Below are 22,950 nucleotides of genomic sequence, written 5' to 3' on the forward strand. Positions count from 1 at the left end.
CCGCTGCCTGTGGCAATGGCACAACCGGAACGCCGGGGCCCCCAGGTCCTGAACATTGGTGAGGTCCTCGCCCAGTTGAGCGCCGACTTCCCCGGCATGACCGCGTCGAAGATCAGGTTCCTTGAGGAAAAGGGACTGATCAACCCCCGCCGCACCCCTGCGGGCTACCGTCAGTACTCCGACGGCGATGTGGAGCGGCTGCGCTTCGTGCTGGCCCTGCAGCGGGACCAGTACCTGCCCCTGAAGGTCATCAAGGACTACCTTGACGCCATCGACAGGGGCGAGCGGCCGGAGAACCTCCCGCCCGGCGTCGTGGTTTCCCCCCGCATTGTTTCCGATGAACTGGCTGCCGAACTGCAGAACCGGGGCCGCAAACTGAGCGAGGAGCAGCTTCGCGCCGAGTCCGGTGCCAGCGTCCCCCTGCTGCAGTCGCTCCTGAGCTTCGGCCTCATCAGCCACAGCAACGGCCAGTTTGACGAGCATGCCCTGCAGGTTGCCCGCGCCTGCGTCCAGCTGGAAAGCCACGGACTGGAACCCCGTCACCTCAGGCCCTTCCAGGCGGCAGCCGAACGGGAATTCGGCCTGGTGGAGCGTGCTGTCGCACCCCTAGCCTCCCGCAAGGACTCGGCATCACAGGCACGCGCGGCTGAGGCGGCGCGCGAGATCAGCGATCTTTGCCTCACCTTGCACCGGGCCCTGGTGCAGGACCATATCTCACGCATGGACATCTGATGATCGAAGTCGAGATTGTTGGCGTTCGCATTGAACTGCCTTCCAACCAGCCCCTGGTCCTGCTCAAGGAGATGCATGGCGAACGCCACGTCCCGATCTGGATTGGCACACCGGAAGCCAGTGCCATCGCCCTGGCCCAGCAGGGCGTGGTGCCGCCCAGGCCCATGACCCATGACCTCCTCGTGGACGTCGTGGAGTCGCTGGGCCACTCCGTGGTCAGCGTCAACATCGTCGCCGTGGAGGACAACATCTTCTATGGCCAGCTGCAGTTTGAAAATGGCACCACGGTGAGTTCCCGCGCCTCGGATGCGCTGGCGGTTGCCTTGCGGGCCAAGTGCCGGATCTGGTGCGCCGATTCCGTGATGGACGAGGCCGGGGTGCGCATTACGGAGCACGATGAGGGCGAAGACGCCGAGCCGGGTCCCACCGTCGATGAGGAGCGTGAACTGCGGCGTTTCCGGGAATTCCTGGATGACGTCGAACCCGAGGATTTCGACGGCTAAGGTCACGTTAAGGTTTAAGTTGAGGCTGAAAGTTTCGACACGCCTCTTCTAAGCGCCGAGGTCTTTGACCTCGGGGCCCGCCGGGCATAACGTCGACGTATCAAGTTCCCTTGCTTACGGCAGCCGCGCAAGTCACACTGGAAAGTGCGCCCCGCGGAGAAATTACACCCATGGCCTTACTGCCACGGCTGCTGTGCCAGTTCCGGGGGAGCGTACGACAAGGAGGATCCAGGTGAGTCCCAAAGGCGAAGCAGGCGGGCTTAAACAGCCCACGGCCGGTGTTGCTGTGCCCGTGAGCGGTGCACAGGGCCTCCTGTTCACCGAAGACCTGCCGGTACTGGATGAGGACGCCGGCTACCGGGGTCCCACCGCCTGCAAGGCCGCCGGTATCACCTACCGCCAGCTCGACTACTGGGCGCGCACCGGCCTGGTCGAGCCTGCTGTCCGCGGCGCAGCAGGATCGGGGTCCCAGCGGCTTTACGGGTTCCGCGACATCCTGGTGCTCAAGGTGGTCAAACGGCTCCTGGACACCGGTGTCTCCCTGCAGCAGATCCGCACCGCCGTGGAACACCTGCGGGAACGTGGAGTTGAGGACCTGGCCCAGATCACGCTCATGAGCGACGGTGCCAGCGTCTACGAATGCACCTCAGCTGACGAGGTCATTGACCTGGTTCAAGGCGGCCAGGGCGTCTTCGGCATCGCCGTAGGACGTGTATGGCGCGAGGTCGAAGGAAGCCTTGCCTCGCTGCCCAGTGAGCACGCCGCCGAGCAGTCCTTTCCGGACGACGAACTGAGCAAGCGGCGGGCAGCGCGGAAAATCAGCTGACACAGAGTACAGGAAGTAAGGGCCACCCTCCTGATGGAGGGTGGCCCTTACTCGTTGGACGTGTTCCTAGCGGGCGCGGCTGCGCAGCCCGGATCCTGCAGCCATCAGGTTGGACAGCAGGTCATCGAACAGGGCGGCTGCGGACTTGGCCGAATCGCCGGGCCAGTTGTGCACGGGGTGGGCGGCGCCCTGGATCTGCTGCCAGTTGGCCTGCTCGGGAATTCGCGGGCTGAGCAGGAGTTCGCCGAACATCGACTCCATCTCCGCCAGCCGGTAGGTGTGTTCCGAGGAACCGCTCCGGACCCTGTTGGCCACGATTCCTGCGGGTGAAAGGTTGGGCGCGAACTCCTGTTTGAACAGCTGGATGGCTCGCATGGTCCGTTCGGTACCGGCCACCGAGAACAGGCCGGGCTCGGCGACCAGGGCAACCTTGTCACTCGCTGCCCAAGCCATGCGGGTCAGGCCGTTGAGCGAGGGAGGGCAGTCCACCAGGACAAGCTGGTAATCGTTTGCGCCGGCGAGTACGGAGGACAGCCGGCGGAGATCGCGGCGGCCCAGGTCCGGACGGTCATAGATTCCGGTGTAGGCAGAGCCGACGGCGACGTCGAGGACGGCAGGTCCGGAACCGTTGGACGTGGCACGGTCGGCCCAGCTGCTGCGCACTACATTCTCGGCCAGCCTGGCCCGGCGCGGGCTCTTCAGCATTCTGCCGATATCCAGCTGGTCGCCTGGCTGGACGCCGAGGGCCGTGGTGGCATCGGCGTGCGGATCGAGGTCCACCACCAGCGTGCGGACTCCTGCGGCCAGCGCCGCAGACGCCAATCCTGTGGTGACGGAAGTCTTGCCGACTCCACCCTTGAGGCTGCTGATGCTGACTACTTGCACTTGAGAGACCAAAACCTAACGCCGGATGCCGTGTTGGGGGTAATGTTTGCCTCGGCAGAGCCGAAGCCGGACGGTCCTGCCGCCCTACTCATCATATGTTGATGCGTCGGCGAATCCTGCTTTATCGGGCGTCGGCATGGCACCGACTGTGCTGCCGGGGCGGTTTCCGCCAGCCAGGCTCAAAGCGTTCGGTCCATGACGGGAAAATCTGTGACCGTGGCCACAAAGATTTGTGTTTGTCCTTGCAGGTCCTAGACACTGTGACCACTCATCGATCCACCCGCAATGATGCAGGAGAAGTATGTTTTCCAAAGTTCTGGTGGCCAACCGCGGCGAGATCGCGATCAGGGCCTTCCGCGCCGGCTATGAGCTGGGCGCAAAGACCGTTGCCGTTTTTCCCCAGGAGGACCGTAACTCGATCCATCGGCAGAAGGCGGACGAAGCCTACCTGATTGGCGAGGAAGGTCACCCCGTCCGGGCGTACCTGGACGTGGCAGAGGTGGTGCGGGTCGCGAAAGAGGCCGGCGCAGACGCCATCTACCCGGGTTACGGTTTCCTCTCGGAAAACCCGGAACTGGCACGTGCGGCGAAGGCGGCCGGCATTACTTTCGTGGGTCCGCCCGCCGAGGTGCTGGAGCTTGCCGGCAACAAGGTGGCGGCGCTGAAGGCCGCCCGCGAGGCAGGCGTGCCGGTCCTTAAGTCCAGCGAGCCGTCCAAGGACCTGGACGAACTCCTGGCTGCGGCCGATGAGATCGGGTTCCCCATTTTCGCCAAGGCCGTTGCAGGCGGCGGTGGCCGCGGCATGCGCCGCGTTGATACCCGTGAGGCACTCCCCGAAGCCCTTAAGTCGGCCATGCGCGAAGCCGATGCTGCCTTCGGCGATCCCACCATGTTCCTGGAGCAGGCGGTCCTGCGGCCGCGGCACATCGAAGTGCAGATCCTCGCGGACGCAGAGGGCAACGTCATGCACCTCTTTGAGCGTGACTGTTCCATCCAGCGGCGGCACCAAAAGGTCATTGAGATCGCGCCTGCCCCCAACCTGGACGAGAACATCCGCCAGGCCCTGTACCGGGACGCGGTGAAATTTGCACAGGCGCTCAATTACGTCAACGCCGGTACCGTCGAGTTCCTGGTTGACACCGAAGGCGAGCGGGCGGGCCAGCACGTCTTCATCGAAATGAACCCGCGTATCCAGGTGGAACACACGGTCACCGAGGAAGTCACGGACGTGGACCTGGTCCAGGCCCAGATGCGGATCGCCGCCGGCGAGACCCTTGCCGATCTTGGCCTGTCCCAGGACACGGTCCGGCTTCGCGGCGCTGCCCTCCAGAGCCGCATCACCACCGAGGACCCCGCCAACGGGTTCCGCCCGGACGTTGGAAAGATCACCGGTTACCGCTCGGCCGGTGGAGCCGGTGTCCGCCTGGACGGCGGCACGGTCTACTCCGGCGCCGAGATCAGCCCGCACTTCGACTCCATGCTGGTCAAGCTCACCTGCCGCGGCCGGGATTATCCTGCCGCGGTTGCCCGCGCCCGCCGCGCCCTGGCGGAGTTCCGCATCCGCGGCGTCTCCACGAACATCCCCTTCCTCCAGGCTGTCCTTGATGACCCTGACTTCATCGCCGGGGATGTGGCCACCAACTTCATCGACCAGCGCCCGGAACTGCTCAAGGCCCGGGTCTCGGCCGACCGCGGAACCAAGCTCCTGACCTGGCTTGCCGACGTCACTGTCAACAAGCCAAACGGCGACCTGGCGGTGCACTCGGACCCCGCCCGAAAGCTGCCCGACGTCAAGGACCTGCAAGCAGGACCCGGTTCACGCCAGAAGCTCCTTGAGCTGGGCCCGGAAGGCTTCGCGAAGGCACTGCGCGAACAGAATGCCGTTGCCGTCACCGACACCACCTTCCGGGACGCGCACCAGTCCCTGCTGGCAACGCGTGTCCGCACCCGCGACCTCGTCGCCGCCGGCCCCGCCGTGACGGCGCTCATGCCGCAGCTGCTGTCCGTCGAGGCCTGGGGCGGCGCCACCTACGACGTCGCGCTGCGCTTCCTGGGCGAGGACCCCTGGGACCGGCTCGCGGCCCTGCGCAAGGCGATGCCGAACGTCTGCATCCAGATGCTGCTGCGCGGCCGCAACACTGTCGGCTACACGCCCTACCCGGAAGAAGTCACCGAAGCCTTCGTCAACGAGGCGGCCGCCACCGGCATCGACATCTTCCGCATCTTTGACGCCCTGAACGATGTCAGCCAGATGGCTCCGGCCATCCGCGCCGTCCGGGCCACCGGCACCGCCGTGGCAGAGGTGGCCCTCTGCTACACCGGCGACATGCTGGACCCGGAAGAGAAGCTGTACACCCTGGATTACTACCTCGGGCTGGCACAGAAGATCGTCGACGCCGGAGCCCACATCCTTGCCATCAAGGACATGGCCGGGCTGCTCCGGCCCGCTGCCGCCGCCAAGCTGGTCGCCGCGCTGCGTGAGCGCTTCGACCTGCCCGTCCACCTGCACACCCACGACACCGCAGGTGGCCAGCTGGCTACGCTCCTGTCCGCTGTCGACGCCGGCGTGGACGCGGTAGACGTGGCCTCCGCATCCCTCGCGGGAACCACCAGCCAGGTGTCGGCGTCGGCCCTTGTTGCTGCCTTGGCCCACACGCCGCGGGACACCGGCCTCAGCCTGGATGCCGTCAGCTCGCTCGAGCCCTACTGGGAAGCGGTCCGCCGCGTCTATGCCCCGTTCGAGTCCGGCCTGCCAGGCCCCACCGGCCGCGTGTACAAACACGAGATCCCGGGTGGCCAGCTTTCCAACCTGCGCCAGCAGGCCATGGCCCTTGGCTTGGGGGAGCAGTTCGAGGCGATCGAGGACATGTACACCGCAGCGGACCGGATCCTGGGGCACCTGGTGAAGGTCACGCCGTCCTCCAAGGTGGTTGGCGATCTCGCCCTGCACCTGGTGGGCCTCAACGCCGATCCCGCCGACTTCGAAGCGAACCCGCAGAACTACGACATCCCGGACTCCGTCATCGGCTTCCTTTCGGGCGAACTCGGCGACCCTCCCGGGGGCTGGCCGGAGCCGTTCCGCACCAAGGCCCTGCAGGGCAGGAGCGTGAAGGTCCGCGACGTGGAGCTCAGCGCCGAGGACAGCGCAGCGCTCAAGTCCGACTCCAAGACACGGCAGCACACGCTGAACCGGCTGCTCTTCGAGGGCCCCACCAAGGACTACCTCAAGAGCGTGGAGACGTACGGCAACATCTCGGTCCTGGATACCCGTGATTATCTTTACGGGCTGCAGCGCGGCACCGAGCACGAGATCCAGCTGGAGCGTGGCGTGCGCTTGATAGCCTCCCTCGAGGCGGTGTCGGAGCCGGACGAGAAGGGCATGCGCACCGTCATGTGCACCCTCAACGGCCAGTCCCGCCCCGTGGTGGTCCGCGACCGTTCCGTGGTCAGCAACGTCAAGGCCGCCGAGAAAGCCGATCCCGCCCAGCCGGGCCAGGTGGCCGCTCCCTTCGCCGGAGCCGTCACTGTCACCGTCAAGCCGGGGGAGACGGTCAAGGCAGGAGATACCGTGGCCACCATCGAGGCAATGAAGATGGAAGCATCCATTACGACGCCGGTGGCCGGCAAGGTGTCCCGCCTCGCCATCTCCGCGGTAGAGCAGGTCCAGGGCGGGGACCTGCTGCTGGTCATCGAACAGTAGGAGGGGCCCGAAGGCGCCGAAGGGATCATCCCCTTCGTTGGCTGCTCCCCGAAGACTGCACCGGGTAATCCAGTGCAGTCTTCGGGGAGCAGTTCCATGACGGGCTCTATCCGCGAATCCAGGGCTGCGTGCAACCGGGGCGGGGGCCGGTCAGGCCAGCCAGCGCCACCACTTTGACTGCCCCGGTTCCGGTACCGGATCAGCTTCCAGCTCCGGCTCCTCACCCAGGGCCATTGCGGCTCCGGCAATGTCGTCGGCCGTAAGGGTCATGACAGCTTCCCGGTCAAGCGACTCGAGGCTTTGGTCCTCGTCGAGCGAGAGCCGCAGGGCCTGGCGGTTCAGGGCCTGCTCAAACAACGTGCGCGCGAACCGTGCGTTGCCGGAGTCCTCGCCCGCGTGCAGCCCGGTGAAGATGCGGCGCAGCATTTGGTCCGCCCCCGGCTCCAGCATGTACTCGTGCTGGGCCAGCATCTGGTGGAAGATCGTCTGGAGTGCTTCAACAGAGTAGTCGGGGAATGTGATCTCGCGGGCGAAGCGGGAGCGCAGCCCGGGGTTCGAGAGCAGGAACGACTCCATCAGCCGCGGGTACCCGGCAACGATCACCACCAGGCGGTGGCGGTGGTCCTCCATCCGCTTCAGCAGGACCTCGATCGCTTCGGGGCCGAAGTCCATCCTGCCGTCTTCCGGGGCCAGCGCGTAGGCTTCGTCGATGAACAGGACTCCGTCCAGGGCACGCCTGATCACCCGGTCGGTCTTGATGGCAGTCTGCCCGACGTATTGCCCCACCAGGCCCGAACGGTCCACCTCCACCAGGTGGCCCTTCTGCAGCAGGCCCACCGCCCGGTACATCTCGGCCAGGAGCCGCGCCACGGTGGTCTTGCCGGTGCCCGGGTTTCCGAGGAACACCAGATGCTGGGAGGTGGCCACCTCCGGCAGGCCGTGCGCTTTGCGGCGCGCCTGGACCTGCAGCAGTGCGACGAGGGCGCGCACCTGTTCCTTCACAGTCTCCAGCCCAACCAGCGCGTCGAGCTCCGCCTGCAGCTCGGACAGCGGCCGGGCCGGCCCGGGCCTGGCACCCATGAGGTCGCCCACAAGATCGTCCACGCGCTCCGATCCGGGCAGCTTGAGCTGATCGGCCAGGTGGCCGAGCGTTTCACGCAGGTCTTCGAGCGGTTTGCGGCTGGCAGCCATGCCACCACTGTAGTCCCCGATCCCCGGCCAGGGGCGGACAGTTAAAGGAGAAAGGGCCCTCCCTTGCGGAAAGACCCTTTCATCGCTGCCGGCGTCAGGGGCGCGGGGCCGAGTACATCTCCTCGATGACCGTTTCGAAGTCCTTCATCACCTGCGCCCGCTTCACCTTCATGGACGGGGTGAGGTGGCCGGAGGCTTCCGTGAAGTCGGCCGGGACGATGCGGAAGGACTTGATGGCCTCGGCCTGGGAGACCGAGGCGTTTGCTGCGGTAACCAAATCCTGGACTGCCGCCTTCACTACCGGGTTGGCCGCTGCCTGCTCGAGGGTGGTGTCCGCGGGGAGGCCGTGGCGCTGGAGCCAGCCGGGCAGGGCTTCCTGGTCGAGGGTCACCAGGGCGCCGATGAAAGGCCTGTTGTCGCCCACCACGAGGACCTGCGACACAAGGGCGTCGGCGCGGATCTGGTCCTCAAGCAGGGCCGGGATGACGTTCTTGCCGCCCGCGGTGACGATGATTTCCTTCTTGCGGCCGGTGATCCAGACGAACCCCTCGTCATCGAGCTGTCCAATGTCCCCGGTATGGAACCAGCCGTCGGTGAAGGCTTCCGCGGTCAGGTCGTCACGCCTGTAGTACCCCCGCATCACGCACACTCCCTTGGCCAGGATCTCGCCGTCGTCGGCAATCCTGACGGAGTTGCCCGGGAGGGGCTTGCCCACGGAGCCGATCTTGATCCGCGACGGGGTGTTCACGGTGATGGGCGCGGTGGTTTCAGTAAGCCCGTATCCCTCCAGCACCTGCAGGCCGATGCCCTGGAAGAAGTGCCCCAGCCGCTCGCCCAGGGGACCGCCACCGGACACGGCGTGGGCAACGTGCCCACCCATGGCCGCCCGCAGCTTGCCGTAGACCAGCTTGTCGAACAACGCGTGCCGCAGCTTCAGGCCCAGCCCCACGCGTCCGTCCTGCCTGGCCTTCGAGTAGGCGATGGCAGTCTCGGCGGCCCGGTGGAAGATGGCGCCCTTGCCGCCGTCTTCGGCCTTGGTGAGGGCCGAGTTGTAGACCTTCTCGAACACCCTGGGCACCGCCAGGATGAACGTCGGTTCGTAGCTTTGCAGGTCAGCCAGGAGGTTCTTGATGTCCGGGGTGTGGGCCACCGTGGTTCCGGCAGCCATGGCCAGCACCGAGATGTACCGGGCAAACACGTGCGCCAGCGGCAGGAACATGATGGTCTTGGCCTTCTCATGGACGATCTCGCCGATGATGGCCAGGGCATTGTCCGAGAGTTCCACGAAGTTGCCGTGCGTGAGTTCGCACCCCTTGGGGCGTCCCGTGGTTCCGGAGGTGTAGATGATGGTGGCCACGTCCTCCAGCCCGGCTGCGCTGCGGCGTGCCTCGAGGTCTTCGTCACTGACGCCGCGCCCCGCCTCCCGGAGGCTGTCCAGTCCCTGGCCCTCCAGCTGCCAGACATGCTGCACGTCGGTAAGCCCCTCGGCTGTCACCGCCTGCCGGATGACATTTTCATGGTGGGCGGATTCGCCGAAGGCTGCAACGGCACCGGAGTCACCGAGGTTCCAGGCCACCTGGGAAGGGGAGGAGGTTTCGTAAATGGGAACCGAGACGGCACCCGCGAACCAGATGGAGAAGTCCACCAGCGACCATTCGTAGCGGGTACGGGACATGATGCCGACCCGGTCGCCGGCGCCCACTCCGCTGGCAATGAGCCCCTTGGCCAGGGCCTTGACGTCCGCGAGGAACTCGGTGGCGGGAACGTCGCGCCAAGTGCCCGCAGCATCCAGGCGCGAAAACAGTGCCGGGTTGCTGGGCTTGACCGCCTGGCGCAACACCAGATCCGTGATGTTGGTTTCGGGTGGGACAACAACCAGGGGCGGAACACTGAATTCGCGCACTATAGCTCCTTTGATATCTGAAGTCCCGCGCAGGGGTTGCCTAAAGACTAGTACCCCGGCCGGAACAGTGCAGTACACAAACCTACTGGCCAGTAACTTATGCGTCAATGGACACCGCGAAGCACGGCTTTTGTCAAGGCAATCCTGCCTCCCGGCCTAGAATGGTGGACTATGTACGGACCGTTGCCCGGCGATCAGGCCGGCCCCCTGAAAAGACCGGCACCCTGGCGCCGACGTCCCGCGAGCCACCGTGCCGGGCAACTGCATGGGGGCGTCGGCGGGCACCTCCGACTGGGCCGCAAGGGACTGGCCATCGGGATCGACATCGGCGGAACCAAGGTGGCCGCAGGCGTGGTGGACGCCGAAGGCCGGATCCTCAGCGAGGCCCGCCGCTCCACCCCCGGGACCGATCCACGGGCGGTGGAGCAGGTCATCGTTGAACTCGTGGAGGAACTGGGCCGGGGGCACCGCATCTGGTCTGTAGGCATCGGTGCTGCCGGCTGGATGGACCTGGCCGGCGGCACCGTCCTCTTCAGCCCCCACCTGGCCTGGCGCAACGAGCCGCTGCGTGAAAACCTCCAACGGCTCCTCCGGCGCCCGGTGCTCCTGACCAACGACGCCGACGCGGCAGCCTGGGCGGAATGGCGTTTCGGCGCCGGCCGGGGGGAGGACCGCCTGGTCTGCATCACTCTGGGAACCGGCATCGGCGGGGCCATGGTGATGGACGGCAGGGTGGAACGGGGCCGGTTCGGCGTCGCAGGGGAGTTCGGCCACCAAATCATCATGCCGGGCGGCCACCGCTGTGAATGCGGCAACCGCGGCTGCTGGGAACAGTACGCCTCCGGCAACGCCCTGGGACGGGAAGCCCGGCTACTGGCCCGGTCCAATTCGCCGGTAGCCCAGGACCTGCTGGCGGCCGTGGACGGACATCCCGAAGCAATCACCGGAGCCATCGTGACCGAGCTGGCCCTGGCGGGGGACCCTGCCTCCCGGGAGCTGATTGAAGAGGTCGGTGAATGGCTCGGGCTCGGGCTGGCCAATCTGGCCGCGGCCCTGGACCCTGGCCTGTTCGTCATCGGCGGCGGGCTGTGCTCTGCCGGTGACCTGCTGGTGGGGCCGGCCCGCAAGGCGTTCGCGCGGAACCTGACAGGGCGGGGATTCCGCCCGGCGGCAGGGATCGAACTGGCGGCCCTGGGCCCCAATGCGGGCCTCATCGGAGCGGCCGACCTGTCCCGCGTCAACAGCCGCGTCCACGGCTGACGACGACGGCTGGCTGGCTGCAGGGGCGCTAAACCCTTGCGCCGTCGTCGTCGCCGTTCTTTTCCTGTGGCAGCTTCATGATCAGGTACACCGTTGCCAGCACGAAGACGGCCACGATGCCGACGATGGCCAGCAGGGGTGCCGACCGCCAGAACATGGCCGAGAGCAGCAGTGCCACTGGTCCGCCCACGGCCCCGAGCCAGGCGAGCATGGTCAGGGGATCCGTGCCGGCCAGGCTGGGCGGCTCCTCCGGAACGAACTCCCCGCCGTCGTCGTCCACGTCATAGTCCCTGGGGCCCGCTGCGGGCACATCCGGCTCAGGGCCGGCCTGCGGCCCCGCCCCGCGTTCAGCTGCAGGCTTTTCGGCAGGCGGAGTCCCCGCCAGCCCGAGGGGGTCAAAGTCGCGGAAGGAGGGCTGTGCCGGCGCATCGGGCGCAGCCGCCGCCGTGCCGGTGGGGGCTTGTTCCCGCGGGGCGGCATCGGGCCGGATGGCCACGGTGTCCGATTCGAGGCGGGCCACGAGGTCCAGCCACACGGCGTCGTCCTGGTTGGCGCCCTGGTCCGGCTGGTCGGAGTCAGGCCTGTTCACTGCGGACCTCCTGGCCCGGTCCCGCCGGGCGGCCGGCTGAGTCGCGCAGGACCCGCTTGATGAAGTCCACGGACCCTTCGAAGATGCGGTCGGCGTCGTTGTCGAGGGTGGCCACGTGGTAGCTGTTCTCCAGCCGCACCACTTCCAGCGGAGCGTGGGTGAGCCCCCGCCGAAGGACGTTCATGCTGGCGTCCGACACCACGTGGTCCACGGTGGAGCGGTAGACCTGCACGGGCGCGGTAACCCTGGGAAGGAGCCGGGCCGTATCCCGGACCATCTTGTTCAGTTCGTGGGCAGCCGCCACAGGCGTGCGCGCATACGCGCCCTCCTCCATCCCGGCCTTGAGGATGTCATTGCCGATGGATGGGGTGCTTTTGAGCACCAGCTTCAGGATTCCTGCCAGCGGCGCGCGGGGGTCGTCGATCATCAGGCACGGGTTCACCAGGAGCACTCCGGCCACGGACCGCGTGGCGGCGATGCGCAGTGCCAGGGCTCCGCCCATGCTCAGGCCGGCCGCGAACACCTGGTCGCATTCGGCATCCAGTTCCAGGAAGGCGTCATCCAGGGCGCCGTGCCATTGCTGCCAGCGGGTGCGTGCCAGGTCCTGCCACGTGGTGCCATGGCCCGGAAGCAGCGGCATCCGGACAGCGAAGCCCGCATCAGCGAACGCCGACGCCCAGGCGCGCAGGCCATGGGGGCTTCCCGTAAACCCATGGGACAGCACCACCCCGGCGCGGGGTCCTTCGCCGCTGAAGGCGCTGGAAAACGGGCTGTGGTCCGGTCCGGAGGTCATGGCGTCTCCAAGGTACTGGTGCGGCGGGCATGGGCGGCGACGAATTCGCCCGACTTGGCGAAGATCGAGGGCGCGTCCACGTCCAGAGTAGCCACATGTCCGCTGCTGGCAAGGTCCACCACCTCGGCGAGGTTTCCGCCCAGCCCTTTCCGCAGCAAGGCCAGCGACGTCGGCGGGACCACAGCGTCCGTGCGCGACTTGAAGACCTGGACGGGGACGTCCACGGCTGGCAGGGAGCGTACGGCAGCGCCAAACAGTTTTTTGAGCTCATGCACGGCGGCCAGCGGGGTCAGCGAATAGTCGCCGTCGTCGGTGGCGGGGGCGCCGGTCTGGTCTTCCTGGAGGGGGACGGTGGTGCGCTGGACATACTTAAGGAGTCCGATGATCCGGACCCGCCGGTCGTAGAAGCTCAGGCCAGGGTTGACCACGCTGACCCCGGCCACCGGATGGCGGGACGCCGCAAGCAGCGCGATGGCGCCGCCCATTGACAGGCCCGCGGCGAAACAGGAATCGGTCCGGTCCGCCAAATCCTGCAGGGCCTCCTCGTAGCTGCGGTACCAGTCCCGCCAGCCTGTCCGCGCGAGCTGGCGCCAGTCCGTGCCGTGCCCCGGCAGGAGGGGGACGGAGACTGCATATCCCAGGTCCGCCAGGTGCTCTGCCCACGGCATGACACTCAGAGGACTGCCGGTAAAACCGTGGCAAATGGCGACCCCGGTGCGCGCATTGGCGCCATGGCCCGGGTAACTGAAAGCGGCCGGACGGGACGGGGTGCTGCTTTCAGTCATGAGTCCATCGTGTCACTGTTCCAGCCAAATCTCACTAGAGTAGGGTTGCATTGAATCGCTGGCCAGGCCCGACGCAGGGCCTGGGGCTGCCTTCCGGAGAGGTTCACCACGTGTTCTATTGGGTCATGAAACGGATCTTCCTCGGTCCAGTGATCAAGTTGCTTTTCAGGCCGTGGGTCAAGGGCCTGGACAACATCCCGGCGCAGGGGGCCGCCATCATCGCCTCCAACCACCTGTCGTTCTCGGATTCGATCTTCATGCCGCTCATGGTGCGGCGCCCGGTGGTCTTCCTTGCCAAGTCGGAATACTTCACCGGAACCGGTATTAAGGGCCGGCTTACGGCAGCGTTCTTCCGCCTGACCAACCAGTTGCCCATGGACCGCTCAGGGGGCGCCGCTTCCGCAGCGTCCCTGAATGCCGGGATGGACGTGCTGGAGGCCGGCGGCCTGCTGGGCATTTACCCGGAGGGCACGCGAAGCCCGGACGGGCGGTTGTACCGCGGAAAGGTTGGGGTTGCCAGGCTGGCGCTGCAGGCGGGGGTCCCCGTGATCCCGGTTGCCATGATCGGCACTGACAAGGTCCAGCCCATTGGCAAGCGGCTGCCCAATATCCGCAGGATTGGCATGATCTTTGGCGAACCGCTGGATTTCACCCAGTACCGGGACCAGGCTGAGGACCGGGCAGTGCAGCGCCAGGTAACGGACCAGATCATGTCCAGGCTACTGCGGCTCTCCGGCCAGGAGTACGTGGATGAATATGCGGCCGTGGTGAAGCTGCGGCTTGCCGGCAAGCCCGTGGAACCCCAGGCGGCGGCCGAGCCCCTTGCCGCCCCTGCGGCCTCCGGCGCAGGGTTCGTCCAGGAGGCCGGTGCCGGCGAAGCGGCTCCACAGCCGGCGGTCAAGGACGACGACGGCACCAAGGCCAGGTGATAGCGGAACCCTTTGGCAGGCCCGGCGGCAGTTGTGACGGGGACAGTGGGCAGCGTGACGGTCCGGTGCCCGCCGCTGCCGCGCTGCCGCTAGTCTTAGAGGGTGACTGAGCTATCTGCAAAACCAGCCTTTTCTCTGTCCAGCACCGCCCAGAGCGGAGCGGCCAACTATCCCGGACTGGACCACTGGCGGGACCTCCCCATCTCCCAGCAACCCAGCTGGCAGGACCGGGATGTGTTCGAGGCTTCCGTGAAGGAATTGTCGATCCTTCCGCCCCTGGTGTTTGCAGGTGAAGTGGATGTCCTGCGCGAGCGGCTGGCCGCCGCCGCCCAGGGCAAGGCGTTCCTGCTGCAGGGCGGCGACTGCGCGGAGACCTTCGATGCCGCTACGGCGGACAAGATCAGCGCCCGCGTCAAGACCATCCTCCAGATGGCAGTGGTGCTCACCTACGGCGCCGCGATGCCGGTCATCAAGATGGGCCGGATGGCCGGCCAGTTCGCCAAGCCGCGTTCATCCAATGACGAAACCCGCAACGGAGTGACCCTGCCGGCGTACCGCGGGGACATTGTGAACGGCTATGAGTTCACTCCCGAGTCCCGCGGCCATGACGCCTCCCGGATGCTCCGGGCCTACCACACCTCCGCTTCCACGCTGAACCTGATCAGGGCCTTCACCCAGGGCGGCTTCGCGGACCTGCGCTCGGTTCACCAGTGGAACAAGGGTTTCACCGAAAACCCGGCGCATGCCCGTTACGAATCCCTGGCCCGGGACATTGACCGTGCCATCAAGTTCATGGCCTCCTGCGGTGCGGACTTCGAAGCCCTCAAGCGCGTGGAGTTCTTCGCAAGCCATGAAGCCCTGCTGCTGGACTACGAGCGGGCACTGACCCGCATCGATTCCCGCACCGGCTTCCCCTACGACACCTCCGCCCACTTCCTGTGGATCGGGGAGCGGACCCGCGGACTCGAGGACGCCCACGTCGACTTCCTCTCCCGTGTCCGCAACCCGATCGGTGTGAAGCTGGGGCCCTCCACCACCGGGGACGACGCCCTGCGCCTCATCGACAAACTGGACCCGGAACGCGAACCCGGCCGCCTGACCTTCATCACGCGCATGGGCGCGGGCAACATCCGCGGGAAGCTGCCCGCCGTCGTCGAGAAAGTCACCGCCTCCGGGGCACAGGTCCTGTGGGTCACCGACCCCATGCACGGCAACACGGTCACCTCGCCCAACGGCTACAAGACGCGCAACTTCGACGACGTCATCGACGAAGTGCGAGGCTTCTTCGAAGTGCACCACGGACTGGGCACGGTACCGGGGGGCCTGCATGTGGAGATGACGGGAGACGACGTGGCAGAGTGCCTGGGCGGCGCCGACCCGATCGACCAGGATGCTTTCCTGGACCGTTACGAATCTGTCTGCGATCCACGTTTGAACCACATGCAGTCACTCGAGATGGCCTTCCTGGTGGCCGGCGCCCTGGCCAAGCACTAGGGACGGAGCCCGCGCGTCCCGGTGGGCAGGCATGGCCGGCCCACCGGACTACACCACGGTGATGGTGACCACGGAGCCCTCCGGGACTTCCCGGTTCACCGGCGACTGGTCCCGGACTGTGCCGAAGAAGCCGCCCAGGATGTTGTTCCGGCGGACTTCGAATCCCAGCTTCTTCAGGGCCTGTTCCGCCTCGGCGGCCTGCTTGCCGATAAAGCTGGGGACCGCCACCATTTTGGGCCCCTTGGAAAGGGTCAGGGTAACGCTTCCGCCCCGGGTGAGTGTCCCGTCAGCCGGGGTTTGGCTGACGACGGCGCCCTCCGGAACATTCCGGTCGAACACCCGGTCCGGTGCCACCTTTGCCGTTAGGCCTGCTGCCTCAATGGCCGCAACGGCATCGTCCCCCTTCTTTCCCACTACCGACGGCACCGGAAGTGGCTGCGGACCTTTGGAAACGGTGATCCCCACCGGTGTCCCGTGGCGGGCGGGAGTGCCGGCGGCTGGATCCTGGGACAGGACGCTTCCGGCCGCTGCCTGGTCGTCGAACTTTTCCGTGACCGTCCCCAGCGCCATCCCCGCCCCGTTGAGGGCCATCTTCGCGTCGTCCAGGTTCCCGTGGGTGAGGTCCGGCAGGGGGAAAAGCTGCGGACCTTTGGACACCAGCAGGGAGACCGGCTGGAACTTCCGTATTTCCGTTCCCGCCGCCGGCTCGCTGCCCACGACGAGTCCCGTGGGCACGTCGTCGTCGAAGACGTCGCTCGTGGTGGAGTGGAAGCCCACCGTGTCCAGGAGCTGCTGGGCCTGGGCCACGGTCTTGTTGGCCACCGCGGGAACCGCGGCGGCTGCACCGGGACCCATGCCGAAAAACCATCCCGCACCCGTTGCCAGGAGGGCCGCGAGGATAAGGATCACGACCCACACGAGGCCGCGCCGGTGCGGATTTCCCTCCCGCAGCGTTCGCACCGGTGTGGCGGCCGCTGCGGCGCGGAGTTTCTCGCTTTCCCGGTCCACTTTCCGTTGTGCCCGCTTGCCCAGCCGCGGCGGCGGGGGAGACCAGCCGCTGCCGGCATCGTCGTCGTCGGGCAGCGTAAGTCCCGGACGCTGGTGGTAGGCCACCTGCTCCGTCGGGTTGGCCTCCGCCTGCCGGTACTGCCGCGGCGGGTAGGCGGGTGCAGCCGGCCGGGAGGGGGGCATCAGGGTTGTCGGGTTGCCGGCGCGGCCAAGGACCTCGGTCTGGTGCAAACCGGCAGCCGCCGCGGCTGCCGGCGGCTGCAGGTCCAGTTCCGCGTCGGTGAGGTTGGTGCGGATGTGGCGCAGTTCCTGGAGCAGCGCATTGCCGTCCACGGGCCGGTTCTCCGGATCGTTGGCGGTGCACCACTGCACCAGTTCATCCACCTCACCGGCCAACCGCGGGACCAGGTCCGACGGCGGTCCCACCACGTCGTTGACGTGCTGGTACGCCACCTGGATGGGTACTTCACCCTCGAAGGGCTGCCGCCCGGTCAACATTTCGTACAGCATGATGCCTACGGCATAGACATCACTGCGGGCATCCGCCGGCTTGCCCAGGACCAGTTCAGGCGAGATGTACGCCACTGTTCCAATCAAGGCGCCGGTGCTGGTTGAGCTGGTGACGGCACGGGCCAGGCCAAAGTCACCGATCTTGATCCGGCCGTCGTCGGCGATCAGGACGTTTTCCGGTTTAACGTCGCGGTGGATGAAGCCGGCCGCGTGGGCGGCAGCCAGGCCCTCCACCACCGGATCGATCAGGGCCAGCGCCAGGCGGGGTGTCAGGGCGACCCTCTCCCTGAGGAGGTCCCTGAGGGTATGGCCTTTGATGTATTCCATGACCAGGTAGGCGGTATTGCCGTCGTTGCCCTGGTCGAGGACTCCCACCACGTGCGGGTGGGACAGCCGGGCAGCAGCTTTGGCTTCACGGCCCAGCCTGCCCAAAAAGTTTTCGTCGGCAGCGAGGTGGGGATGGAGCACCTTCAGCGCCACCTCACGGTCCAGCCTTTGGTCCACCGCCAGGTAGACGGTGGACATCCCGCCACGGGCAAGCCTGGAAGTGACTGCATAGCGGTTGTCCACCAGCGTCCCTGCAACTGGGTCTGACACGTGTTCCTGCACCTTACGATCCTAGTCCCGCAGCAAAACGCGTCCGAAATGAAAGCGAGTCCGAACCGGTAACGGTTCGGACCCGCAGACTTGCAGCTGTCAGTGGCCGAAGCTCAACTGAAGTTCTTCTGGTGTGCCTTGATGGCCGCGAGGTACGCCTTGGTGTCGTCGTACATGCCGTACTTGCTTACCGAGTACTGGCCCTGGTAGTAACCAGCTATGGCGGTGTCCTGGTCTTTGCTGGTGGCCAGCAGCTGCCGGATGATGGCCACGCCGGCCGTGGCATTGTCATACGGGTCCAGAAGGTTCAGCTTCCGTCCCACCAGGTCAGAGGCCCACTGTCCGGAGCTGGGAATGACCTGCATGGTGCCGATCGCATTGGCCGGCGAGACGGACCGCTGGTTGAAACCGGATTCCTGGTATGCGAAAGCCAGGGCCAGCGAGGTATCCACCCCCATGCGGCGTGCAGTGTCGGCAACGATGTTCTTCATTTCATCCCGGGAAGGAACGGGAGAAGCGTTCAGGAGTGCCTTGTTTTCGTTGGCTGAGCTGACAACAGCGGCCGGGTAGCTGAATCCCAGGAAGGAGCTTGGCACCAGGGGTGCGGCAGCCGGCTGGGGTGCTGCCGCGGGCTGTGCAGCCGGCTGGCTGGCGCCCCCGGGAATGACCAGCTTGCTGCCCGGGTAGATGACGGTGGTCATTCCCAGCTTGTTGGCTGCGAGGAGGTCCGACAGTTTGACGCCGTGCCGGGACGCAATGGCGGAGAGTGTATCGCCGGCCTTGATCGTGTAGGAGCCTGTTGCCGGAGCGGAGGTGTTCGCCAGCGCAGGTGCCGGCGCGGCCGGGGCTGCCGGTGCCGGGGCTGCGGGGGCAGGAGCGGCGTCGCCGCCGCCCACCTTGACCTTCTGTCCCGGATAGATGATGGAGCGCATGGACAGGTTGTTCCAGGCAAAGACGTCCGAAAGGGACACGTTGTGCTTTGCGGCGATGGCCCCCAGGGTATCCCCGGCCTTAACCGTGTAGGTTGCCCCGCCCGCGGGTGCCGGCGCTGCAGGGGCCGCGGCCGATGCGGGAGCGGCAGGCTCCGCCGAGCCGGACAGCTTGAGCTTCTGGCCCGGGTAAATGATGGTGTTGGCCTGCAGGTTGTTCAGCTTCAGGATGTCCCCGGTAGCCAGCCCGAAACGGCCGGCGATCCCGCTGACGGTATCCCCGCGGACGATCGTGTACTCCGCGGGTGCTGCCGGCTGCGCGGGCTGGAACGCTGCGGGAATGGTGGTGGAGACAACGGCGGCAGGAATGATGGCACCGGCCGCTTTCGCTTCGGCCTGGGCCTGCATTGCCGCCGCGAGGCTGCTGGGAATGTTCCTCACGGGCTGCTGGGCCGTGGCCGGCTCGGCGAGGGCCAATGATGACAGGACGACCGCTGGCAGCGCCGCTGTGGTAGCGGCAATCATGGGCAGACTCGGCTTGGGGGGCTGCTTGCGCGAGCGGGACATCGTCATCGGAAAGAATCCTCTTCTCAACTGCGGGTGCGGATGCGGACGGGGATGCCGCTGTCAATCTTGATACTACTGTGACTTAAGTTAATAGTGTTACAACTGTGATGTGTGTGAATCTCTCATGAATTTGCGGATAGCACAAGAAGTTTCAGAATTCGGGTAAAGGCTTCTTTTCGGGAGTGTCCGCAGGCCAAGGGCGCATTCCATTGCCCCGACTAGGCGCCGGGGCGGCCGGCGTGGCAACCTTGATCCGTGAGCAATGTAGAAAACCTGGTGGGCCAATGGCTGCCGCTGCCCGACGTCGCCCGTTTGCTGGATGTTTCAGTCACCAAGGTGCACAGCCTGATTGACGAGCGTTCCCTGGCGGCCCTGCGCGTGGGCGAGCGGAAAATCCGGTCGGTGCCCGCGGAGTTCATCCAGGACGGCCAGGTGGTGGACAGCTTAAAGGGAACCATCGTGGTGCTGGCCGATGCCGGCTACTCGGATGAAGACCTTATCGTGTGGCTGTTCACCGAGGACGAATCCCTCCGCGGCCGTCCCATCGACGCCCTGCGGGAAGGCCGCAAGACGGAAATCCGGCGCCGGGCCCAAACCCTGGCCTGGTAACAGCCTCCTTCAGGAGGCTCGGCTGACCGTTGCCTCAGCCAGCCGCCGGAGGGCGGTTTTAGGCAAGTCTTCCAATTCAAGCCCGTCGAGAGCCTCGAAAGCTGCCGCGCCGAATTCGCTGATGAGGACTTCGGTGGCCTGCAGTGCACCGGAATCCTCGATGATCCGCCGGATTTCCAGGATGTCAGCGTCAGACAAATCGGGGCTGCCGAGGCTTGCATCAATAAAGGCCGACTCCTCCGGGGACGCCTGGTCCAGGGCCAGTGCCACCAGGACCGTCCGCTTCCCCTCGCGCAGGTCATCGCCCGCGGGCTTGCCGGTGGTCAACGGATCGCCGAACACACCCAGGACGTCGTCCCGCAGCTGGAATGCCTCGCCCAGCGGCAGGGCAAACGCTGAGTAGCCCCGGAGCAGATCGTTGGTGGCGCCCGCCAGGGCCCCGCCCAGGGCCAGGGGGTGTTCCGTGGAGTACTTTGCGCTCTTGAACCGGATGATCGACTGTGCCCTTCCAACGGCACCGGCCCGGTCCCGGACCGGACCAGCCACCTCCTCCAGGATGTCCAGGTACTGGCCCGCCATGACCTCGGCCCGCATGAGGTTGAAGATCAGCCGCGCCCTGCTTCCGGATGCGGCCCGCTCGCCGATGTCAGTGAACGCCTCCTCACTGAAGGACAGGCAAAGGTCGCCCGCGAGGATGGCAGCCGCCTGGCCAAACCGTTCGCTGTCCAGGGCCCAGCCCTGCGAGGTGTGCAGCTGGCTGAAACGGCGGTGCACGCTGGGGCCGCCCCGCCGGGTGTCTGAACGGTCGATAATGTCGTCGTGGATCAGGGCGGCCGCCTGGAACAGCTCCAGCGCTGCGCCGGCCGTCACCACCTGCCCCGCACCCGCCTCGCCGCCGGCGCCCCGCCAGCCCCAGTAGCACATGAGGGCGCGGAGGCGCTTCCCGCCGGTCACCAGGTTGGAGATCGAGCCCATGATGGGTTCGATGTCGGGGGAGATGCCGGACATCACGGATTGCCGTGCCGTCAGGAAGCCGGTGAGTTCACCGGCCACCCCCGCCACAAAGTCGGCCTGTTCGTTCCTCAGCTGCTCGGCGGCCGTCACTTGGCTGACTCAGCTGCCACGTTGGCACCGATGGTGAAAGTGGACACGCCCGCGGCTTCAACCACGGAGAGGTTGACAGTCTCGTTGTCACCGCGGACGAAATCCTTGGAGGCCACGCCGCCCACCTTGTCTCCGGGGACGGCCTTGAAGCCCTGGCCTTCCAGAGCCTTGGTGTAGAAGTCGATAACGGCTGCGGTGGGAGCCGTCACAGTGCCCACAAGTGCCGCCGTTGCTGGAGTGGAACCCTTGTCAAAGCTGCTGGATACCACCGTCGCCCCCGTCATGAGCGGGAGCAGCTGCTGCGGGAAGCCCGCCACCACGGCGCCCACGGTGGCGGACGTATTGGGCGACGCCGAGGGGCTGGGTGAAGCCGTAAGGGCGGATTGGGAGGCGGAGACGGACGGGGACGGCTGGGCTTGTCCGGACGGTGTCTGGCTGCATCCGGCCAGGACCAGCGCCCCAACAGCGGCAAGCGCGGCCAGGCCAGCTGGCTTCAAGTATCCAATAGCCGTCACGAAGACTTTCCTCCTGGTGTTGTTGGCGGAACCAGCCTCCAGTTTAGCCAGCATGCAATGCGCTCCCGACAAACCGGTCCCGCCCTGACAAACGGATAGGATTGCAGCCGTGGGGCCAGCAGGTATGAACCAGGTATCCGCCGAGCGCCTTCAGGGCCGCCGGCGTACCTGCATCATGCACGTCGACATGGATGCCTTCTTCGTTTCGGTGGAGCTGCGGACGCGGCCCGAACTGCGTGGCAAGCCGGTGATCGTCGGCTTCCCTGGTGAGCGTTCAGTAGTCCTCTCCGGCTCCTACGAGGCCCGGGACTTCGGCGTTAAATCTGCGATGCCCATGGCTGTGGCGCTGCGGATGTGCCCTCAGGCCGTGGTGATCGAGCCGCGGCACAAGCTCTATTACGAAGTCTCCGGGCAGCTGATGGCCATCTTTGAATCCATCACCGGATTGGTCGAGCCGCTCAGCGTTGACGAGGCCTTCCTTGACGTCACAGGTGCGCTCCGCAGGCTGGGACCGCCCCGCGGCATCGGGGAGCTGATCCGACGCCGGGTGGCAGCCGAGCTCGGCATCACCGCCTCGGTGGGCATTGCGGAGACCAAGTTCGTGGCCAAGATCGCGTCCACCCGGTGCAAGCCGGACGGGTTGCTGCTCATCGGCCCTGACCAGACGGTGCCGTACCTGCACAGCCTGCCCGTGGGTGCCCTCTGGGGGGTGGGCGCCAAGACCAAGGAGGTGCTGGCGAAGATGGGAATCAGTACCGTGGCTGACGTTGCCGCAACTCCAGTGTCATCGTTGAAGAAGGTCCTCGGCGCAACGGGGGAGCACGTCCACCAGCTCGCCTGGGGCATCGATCCCCGACCGGTGACGCCGGTGCGGGTTGAAAAGAGCATCGGCGCGGAAGAGACCTTTGCCACAGATACCGACGACGATGCGCTCCTTCGACGGGAGCTGCTTCGCCTTTCCCACCGCACCGCCGGCCGCCTGCGGAGTTCCGGAATGGTGGCCCGCACTGTGGCCCTGAAACTGCGCTTCGCCGATTTCTCCACCATCACCCGCAGCCGGACGGTCCAGACCCCGGTGGACAGCGCCCAACTGCTCTACGCCGTGGCACTCCAGCTCCTCGAGTCCGTCGGAACCAGGGCCACGGCCGTGCGGCTGGTGGGAGTCAGGGCTGAACAGCTTGAGGAAGCAGCACGGACCTCGCTTCAGCTGAGCATCGACCGCAGGGATGACAACTGGCGCATGGCCGAGCAGGTACTCGACCAAGTGGCGCTTAAATTCGGCGACAAATCGGTCCTTCCCGCCCGTCTGATGGAGCCCGGAAACCGGCCGGACGGCAGTACCGAACGGCCCGCCTGACGGGGTCCGCCGAAGTCATTGCCGTCTTTCAGATCAGCCCTCGACAATCTATCCTTATAGATACATAGTTTCGAGTGAATGGACTTACTGCCGGACCCTCTTGGACATGCTCCCGCTCCCGCGACCGCATGCTGGGTTCCCCTGTTGGCCAAGGCCGGCCAGGC

General features: G+C 66.3%; 19 protein-coding genes. 9 read left to right on the forward strand and 10 right to left on the reverse strand.

The features are described 5' to 3' along the window. Nucleotides 1-15: 15 nt before the first annotated feature. The 3 genes from ftsR (at nt 16) to J2T23_RS17110 (ending at nt 2,061) form a co-directional block, all read left to right on the forward strand. Nucleotides 16-732 carry a transcriptional regulator FtsR gene (gene ftsR / locus J2T23_RS17100; protein WP_141160874.1) on the forward strand — a complete coding sequence of 239 codons (717 nt, stop codon included), beginning with the start codon at nt 16-18 and terminating at the stop codon, nt 730-732. Next, complete coding sequence (locus J2T23_RS17105; protein ID WP_056331728.1) at nt 732-1,235, forward strand: bifunctional nuclease family protein; 504 nt, start codon at nt 732-734, stop codon at nt 1,233-1,235. The genes ftsR and J2T23_RS17105 overlap by 1 nt, the downstream gene beginning before the upstream one ends. Before the next feature lie 232 nt (nt 1,236-1,467). Then, nucleotides 1,468-2,061: a MerR family transcriptional regulator gene (locus J2T23_RS17110; protein WP_018763528.1), complete on the forward strand. Its 594-nt coding sequence runs from the start codon at nt 1,468-1,470 to the stop codon at nt 2,059-2,061. Nucleotides 2,062-2,127: 66 nt separating this feature from the next. On the opposite strand, the gene J2T23_RS17115 is transcribed toward J2T23_RS17110, so the two are convergent. After that, nucleotides 2,128-2,946 (reverse strand): ParA family protein, encoded by an 819-nt coding sequence (locus J2T23_RS17115; RefSeq protein WP_307361931.1) that lies wholly within the window; start codon nt 2,944-2,946, stop codon nt 2,128-2,130. A 301-nt stretch (nt 2,947-3,247) separates the two neighbouring features. On the opposite strand from J2T23_RS17115, the gene J2T23_RS17120 reads away from it, so the two are divergent. Continuing rightward, nucleotides 3,248-6,646: a pyruvate carboxylase gene (locus J2T23_RS17120; protein WP_307361933.1), complete on the forward strand. Its 3,399-nt coding sequence runs from the start codon at nt 3,248-3,250 to the stop codon at nt 6,644-6,646. A gap of 150 nt (nt 6,647-6,796) precedes the next feature. On the opposite strand, the gene J2T23_RS17125 is transcribed toward J2T23_RS17120, so the two are convergent. Together J2T23_RS17125 and J2T23_RS17130 are read right to left on the reverse strand one after the other, a co-directional pair. Continuing rightward, on the reverse strand, nt 6,797-7,837 hold the full coding sequence (locus J2T23_RS17125; RefSeq protein WP_307361935.1) for an AAA family ATPase: 1,041 nt from the start codon (nt 7,835-7,837) through the stop codon (nt 6,797-6,799). Nucleotides 7,838-7,931: 94 nt separating this feature from the next. Beyond that, nucleotides 7,932-9,740, reverse strand: a complete 1,809-nt coding sequence (locus J2T23_RS17130; RefSeq protein WP_307361937.1) for an AMP-dependent synthetase/ligase — start codon at nt 9,738-9,740, stop codon at nt 7,932-7,934. Nucleotides 9,741-9,911: 171 nt separating this feature from the next. On the opposite strand from J2T23_RS17130, the gene J2T23_RS17135 reads away from it, so the two are divergent. Next, the gene (locus tag J2T23_RS17135; RefSeq protein WP_307361939.1) at nt 9,912-11,000 is read left to right on the forward strand and encodes an ROK family glucokinase; all 1,089 of its coding nucleotides are present in this window, start codon (nt 9,912-9,914) and stop codon (nt 10,998-11,000) included. Nucleotides 11,001-11,028: 28 nt separating this feature from the next. Here J2T23_RS17135 and J2T23_RS17140 read toward each other — a convergent pair whose 3' ends face one another. From J2T23_RS17140 to J2T23_RS17150, 3 genes are read right to left on the reverse strand one after another with little or no spacing between them, the layout of a single operon-like run. Next, nucleotides 11,029-11,589 carry a hypothetical protein gene (locus tag J2T23_RS17140; RefSeq protein ID WP_141181223.1) on the reverse strand — a complete coding sequence of 187 codons (561 nt, stop codon included), beginning with the start codon at nt 11,587-11,589 and terminating at the stop codon, nt 11,029-11,031. After that, a complete protein-coding gene (locus J2T23_RS17145; RefSeq protein WP_307361944.1) occupies nt 11,576-12,382 on the reverse strand; it encodes an alpha/beta hydrolase in 807 nt (268 codons plus the stop codon). The genes J2T23_RS17140 and J2T23_RS17145 overlap by 14 nt, the downstream gene beginning before the upstream one ends. Beyond that, nucleotides 12,379-13,167, reverse strand: coding sequence for an alpha/beta hydrolase (locus J2T23_RS17150; RefSeq protein WP_307361947.1), 789 nt, complete (start codon nt 13,165-13,167; stop codon nt 12,379-12,381). Before J2T23_RS17150 ends, J2T23_RS17145 begins: the two co-directional genes overlap by 4 nt. A gap of 110 nt (nt 13,168-13,277) precedes the next feature. Here J2T23_RS17150 and J2T23_RS17155 point away from each other — a divergent pair, with 110 nt between their 5' ends. After that, nucleotides 13,278-14,096 (forward strand): lysophospholipid acyltransferase family protein, encoded by an 819-nt coding sequence (locus J2T23_RS17155; RefSeq protein WP_307361951.1) that lies wholly within the window; start codon nt 13,278-13,280, stop codon nt 14,094-14,096. A gap of 102 nt (nt 14,097-14,198) precedes the next feature. Further along, nucleotides 14,199-15,590: a class II 3-deoxy-7-phosphoheptulonate synthase gene (locus tag J2T23_RS17160; protein WP_141160864.1), complete on the forward strand. Its 1,392-nt coding sequence runs from the start codon at nt 14,199-14,201 to the stop codon at nt 15,588-15,590. 48 nt (nt 15,591-15,638) lie between these two features. Here the strand turns inward: J2T23_RS17160 and pknB are convergent, their stop codons facing one another. Continuing rightward, nucleotides 15,639-17,717 carry a Stk1 family PASTA domain-containing Ser/Thr kinase gene (pknB, locus tag J2T23_RS17165; protein ID WP_307361954.1) on the reverse strand — a complete coding sequence of 693 codons (2,079 nt, stop codon included), beginning with the start codon at nt 17,715-17,717 and terminating at the stop codon, nt 15,639-15,641. Nucleotides 17,718-17,818: 101 nt separating this feature from the next. Then, nucleotides 17,819-19,207 carry a lytic transglycosylase domain-containing protein gene (locus J2T23_RS17170; RefSeq protein WP_307361956.1) on the reverse strand — a complete coding sequence of 463 codons (1,389 nt, stop codon included), beginning with the start codon at nt 19,205-19,207 and terminating at the stop codon, nt 17,819-17,821. Nucleotides 19,208-19,456: 249 nt separating this feature from the next. Here J2T23_RS17170 and J2T23_RS17175 point away from each other — a divergent pair, with 249 nt between their 5' ends. Then, complete coding sequence (locus tag J2T23_RS17175) at nt 19,457-19,810, forward strand: Rv2175c family DNA-binding protein (RefSeq protein ID WP_168223113.1); 354 nt, start codon at nt 19,457-19,459, stop codon at nt 19,808-19,810. Between the two features lie 9 nt (nt 19,811-19,819). On the opposite strand, the gene J2T23_RS17180 is transcribed toward J2T23_RS17175, so the two are convergent. Together J2T23_RS17180 and J2T23_RS17185 are read right to left on the reverse strand one after the other, a co-directional pair. After that, on the reverse strand, nt 19,820-20,914 hold the full coding sequence (locus tag J2T23_RS17180; RefSeq protein WP_141160862.1) for a polyprenyl synthetase family protein: 1,095 nt from the start codon (nt 20,912-20,914) through the stop codon (nt 19,820-19,822). Beyond that, the gene (locus tag J2T23_RS17185) at nt 20,911-21,429 is read right to left on the reverse strand and encodes a RodZ family helix-turn-helix domain-containing protein (protein ID WP_307361959.1); all 519 of its coding nucleotides are present in this window, start codon (nt 21,427-21,429) and stop codon (nt 20,911-20,913) included. The genes J2T23_RS17180 and J2T23_RS17185 overlap by 4 nt, the downstream gene beginning before the upstream one ends. A gap of 124 nt (nt 21,430-21,553) precedes the next feature. On the opposite strand from J2T23_RS17185, the gene dinB reads away from it, so the two are divergent. Then, the gene (gene dinB, locus J2T23_RS17190; protein ID WP_307361961.1) at nt 21,554-22,786 is read left to right on the forward strand and encodes a DNA polymerase IV; all 1,233 of its coding nucleotides are present in this window, start codon (nt 21,554-21,556) and stop codon (nt 22,784-22,786) included. Nucleotides 22,787-22,950: the final 164 nt, after the last annotated feature.

Source organism: Pseudarthrobacter niigatensis (genome assembly GCF_030812615.1).
Taxonomy (GTDB): domain Bacteria; phylum Actinomycetota; class Actinomycetes; order Actinomycetales; family Micrococcaceae; genus Arthrobacter; species Arthrobacter niigatensis.

Coding starts and splice junctions, on each gene's coding strand:
- J2T23_RS17170 (WP_307361956.1), bottom strand. CDS start 19,207: ATGACGATGTCCCGCTCGCGCAAGCAGCCCCCCAAGCCGAGTCTGCCC.
- J2T23_RS17125 (WP_307361935.1), bottom strand. CDS start 7,837: ATGGCTGCCAGCCGCAAACCGCTCGAAGACCTGCGTGAAACGCTCGGC.
- J2T23_RS17135 (WP_307361939.1), top strand. CDS start 9,912: ATGTACGGACCGTTGCCCGGCGATCAGGCCGGCCCCCTGAAAAGACCG.
- J2T23_RS17105 (WP_056331728.1), top strand. CDS start 732: ATGATCGAAGTCGAGATTGTTGGCGTTCGCATTGAACTGCCTTCCAAC.
- J2T23_RS17145 (WP_307361944.1), bottom strand. CDS start 12,382: ATGACCTCCGGACCGGACCACAGCCCGTTTTCCAGCGCCTTCAGCGGC.
- J2T23_RS17120 (WP_307361933.1), top strand. CDS start 3,248: ATGTTTTCCAAAGTTCTGGTGGCCAACCGCGGCGAGATCGCGATCAGG.
- dinB (WP_307361961.1), top strand. CDS start 21,554: ATGAACCAGGTATCCGCCGAGCGCCTTCAGGGCCGCCGGCGTACCTGC.
- J2T23_RS17150 (WP_307361947.1), bottom strand. CDS start 13,167: ATGACTGAAAGCAGCACCCCGTCCCGTCCGGCCGCTTTCAGTTACCCG.
- ftsR (WP_141160874.1), top strand. CDS start 16: ATGGCACAACCGGAACGCCGGGGCCCCCAGGTCCTGAACATTGGTGAG.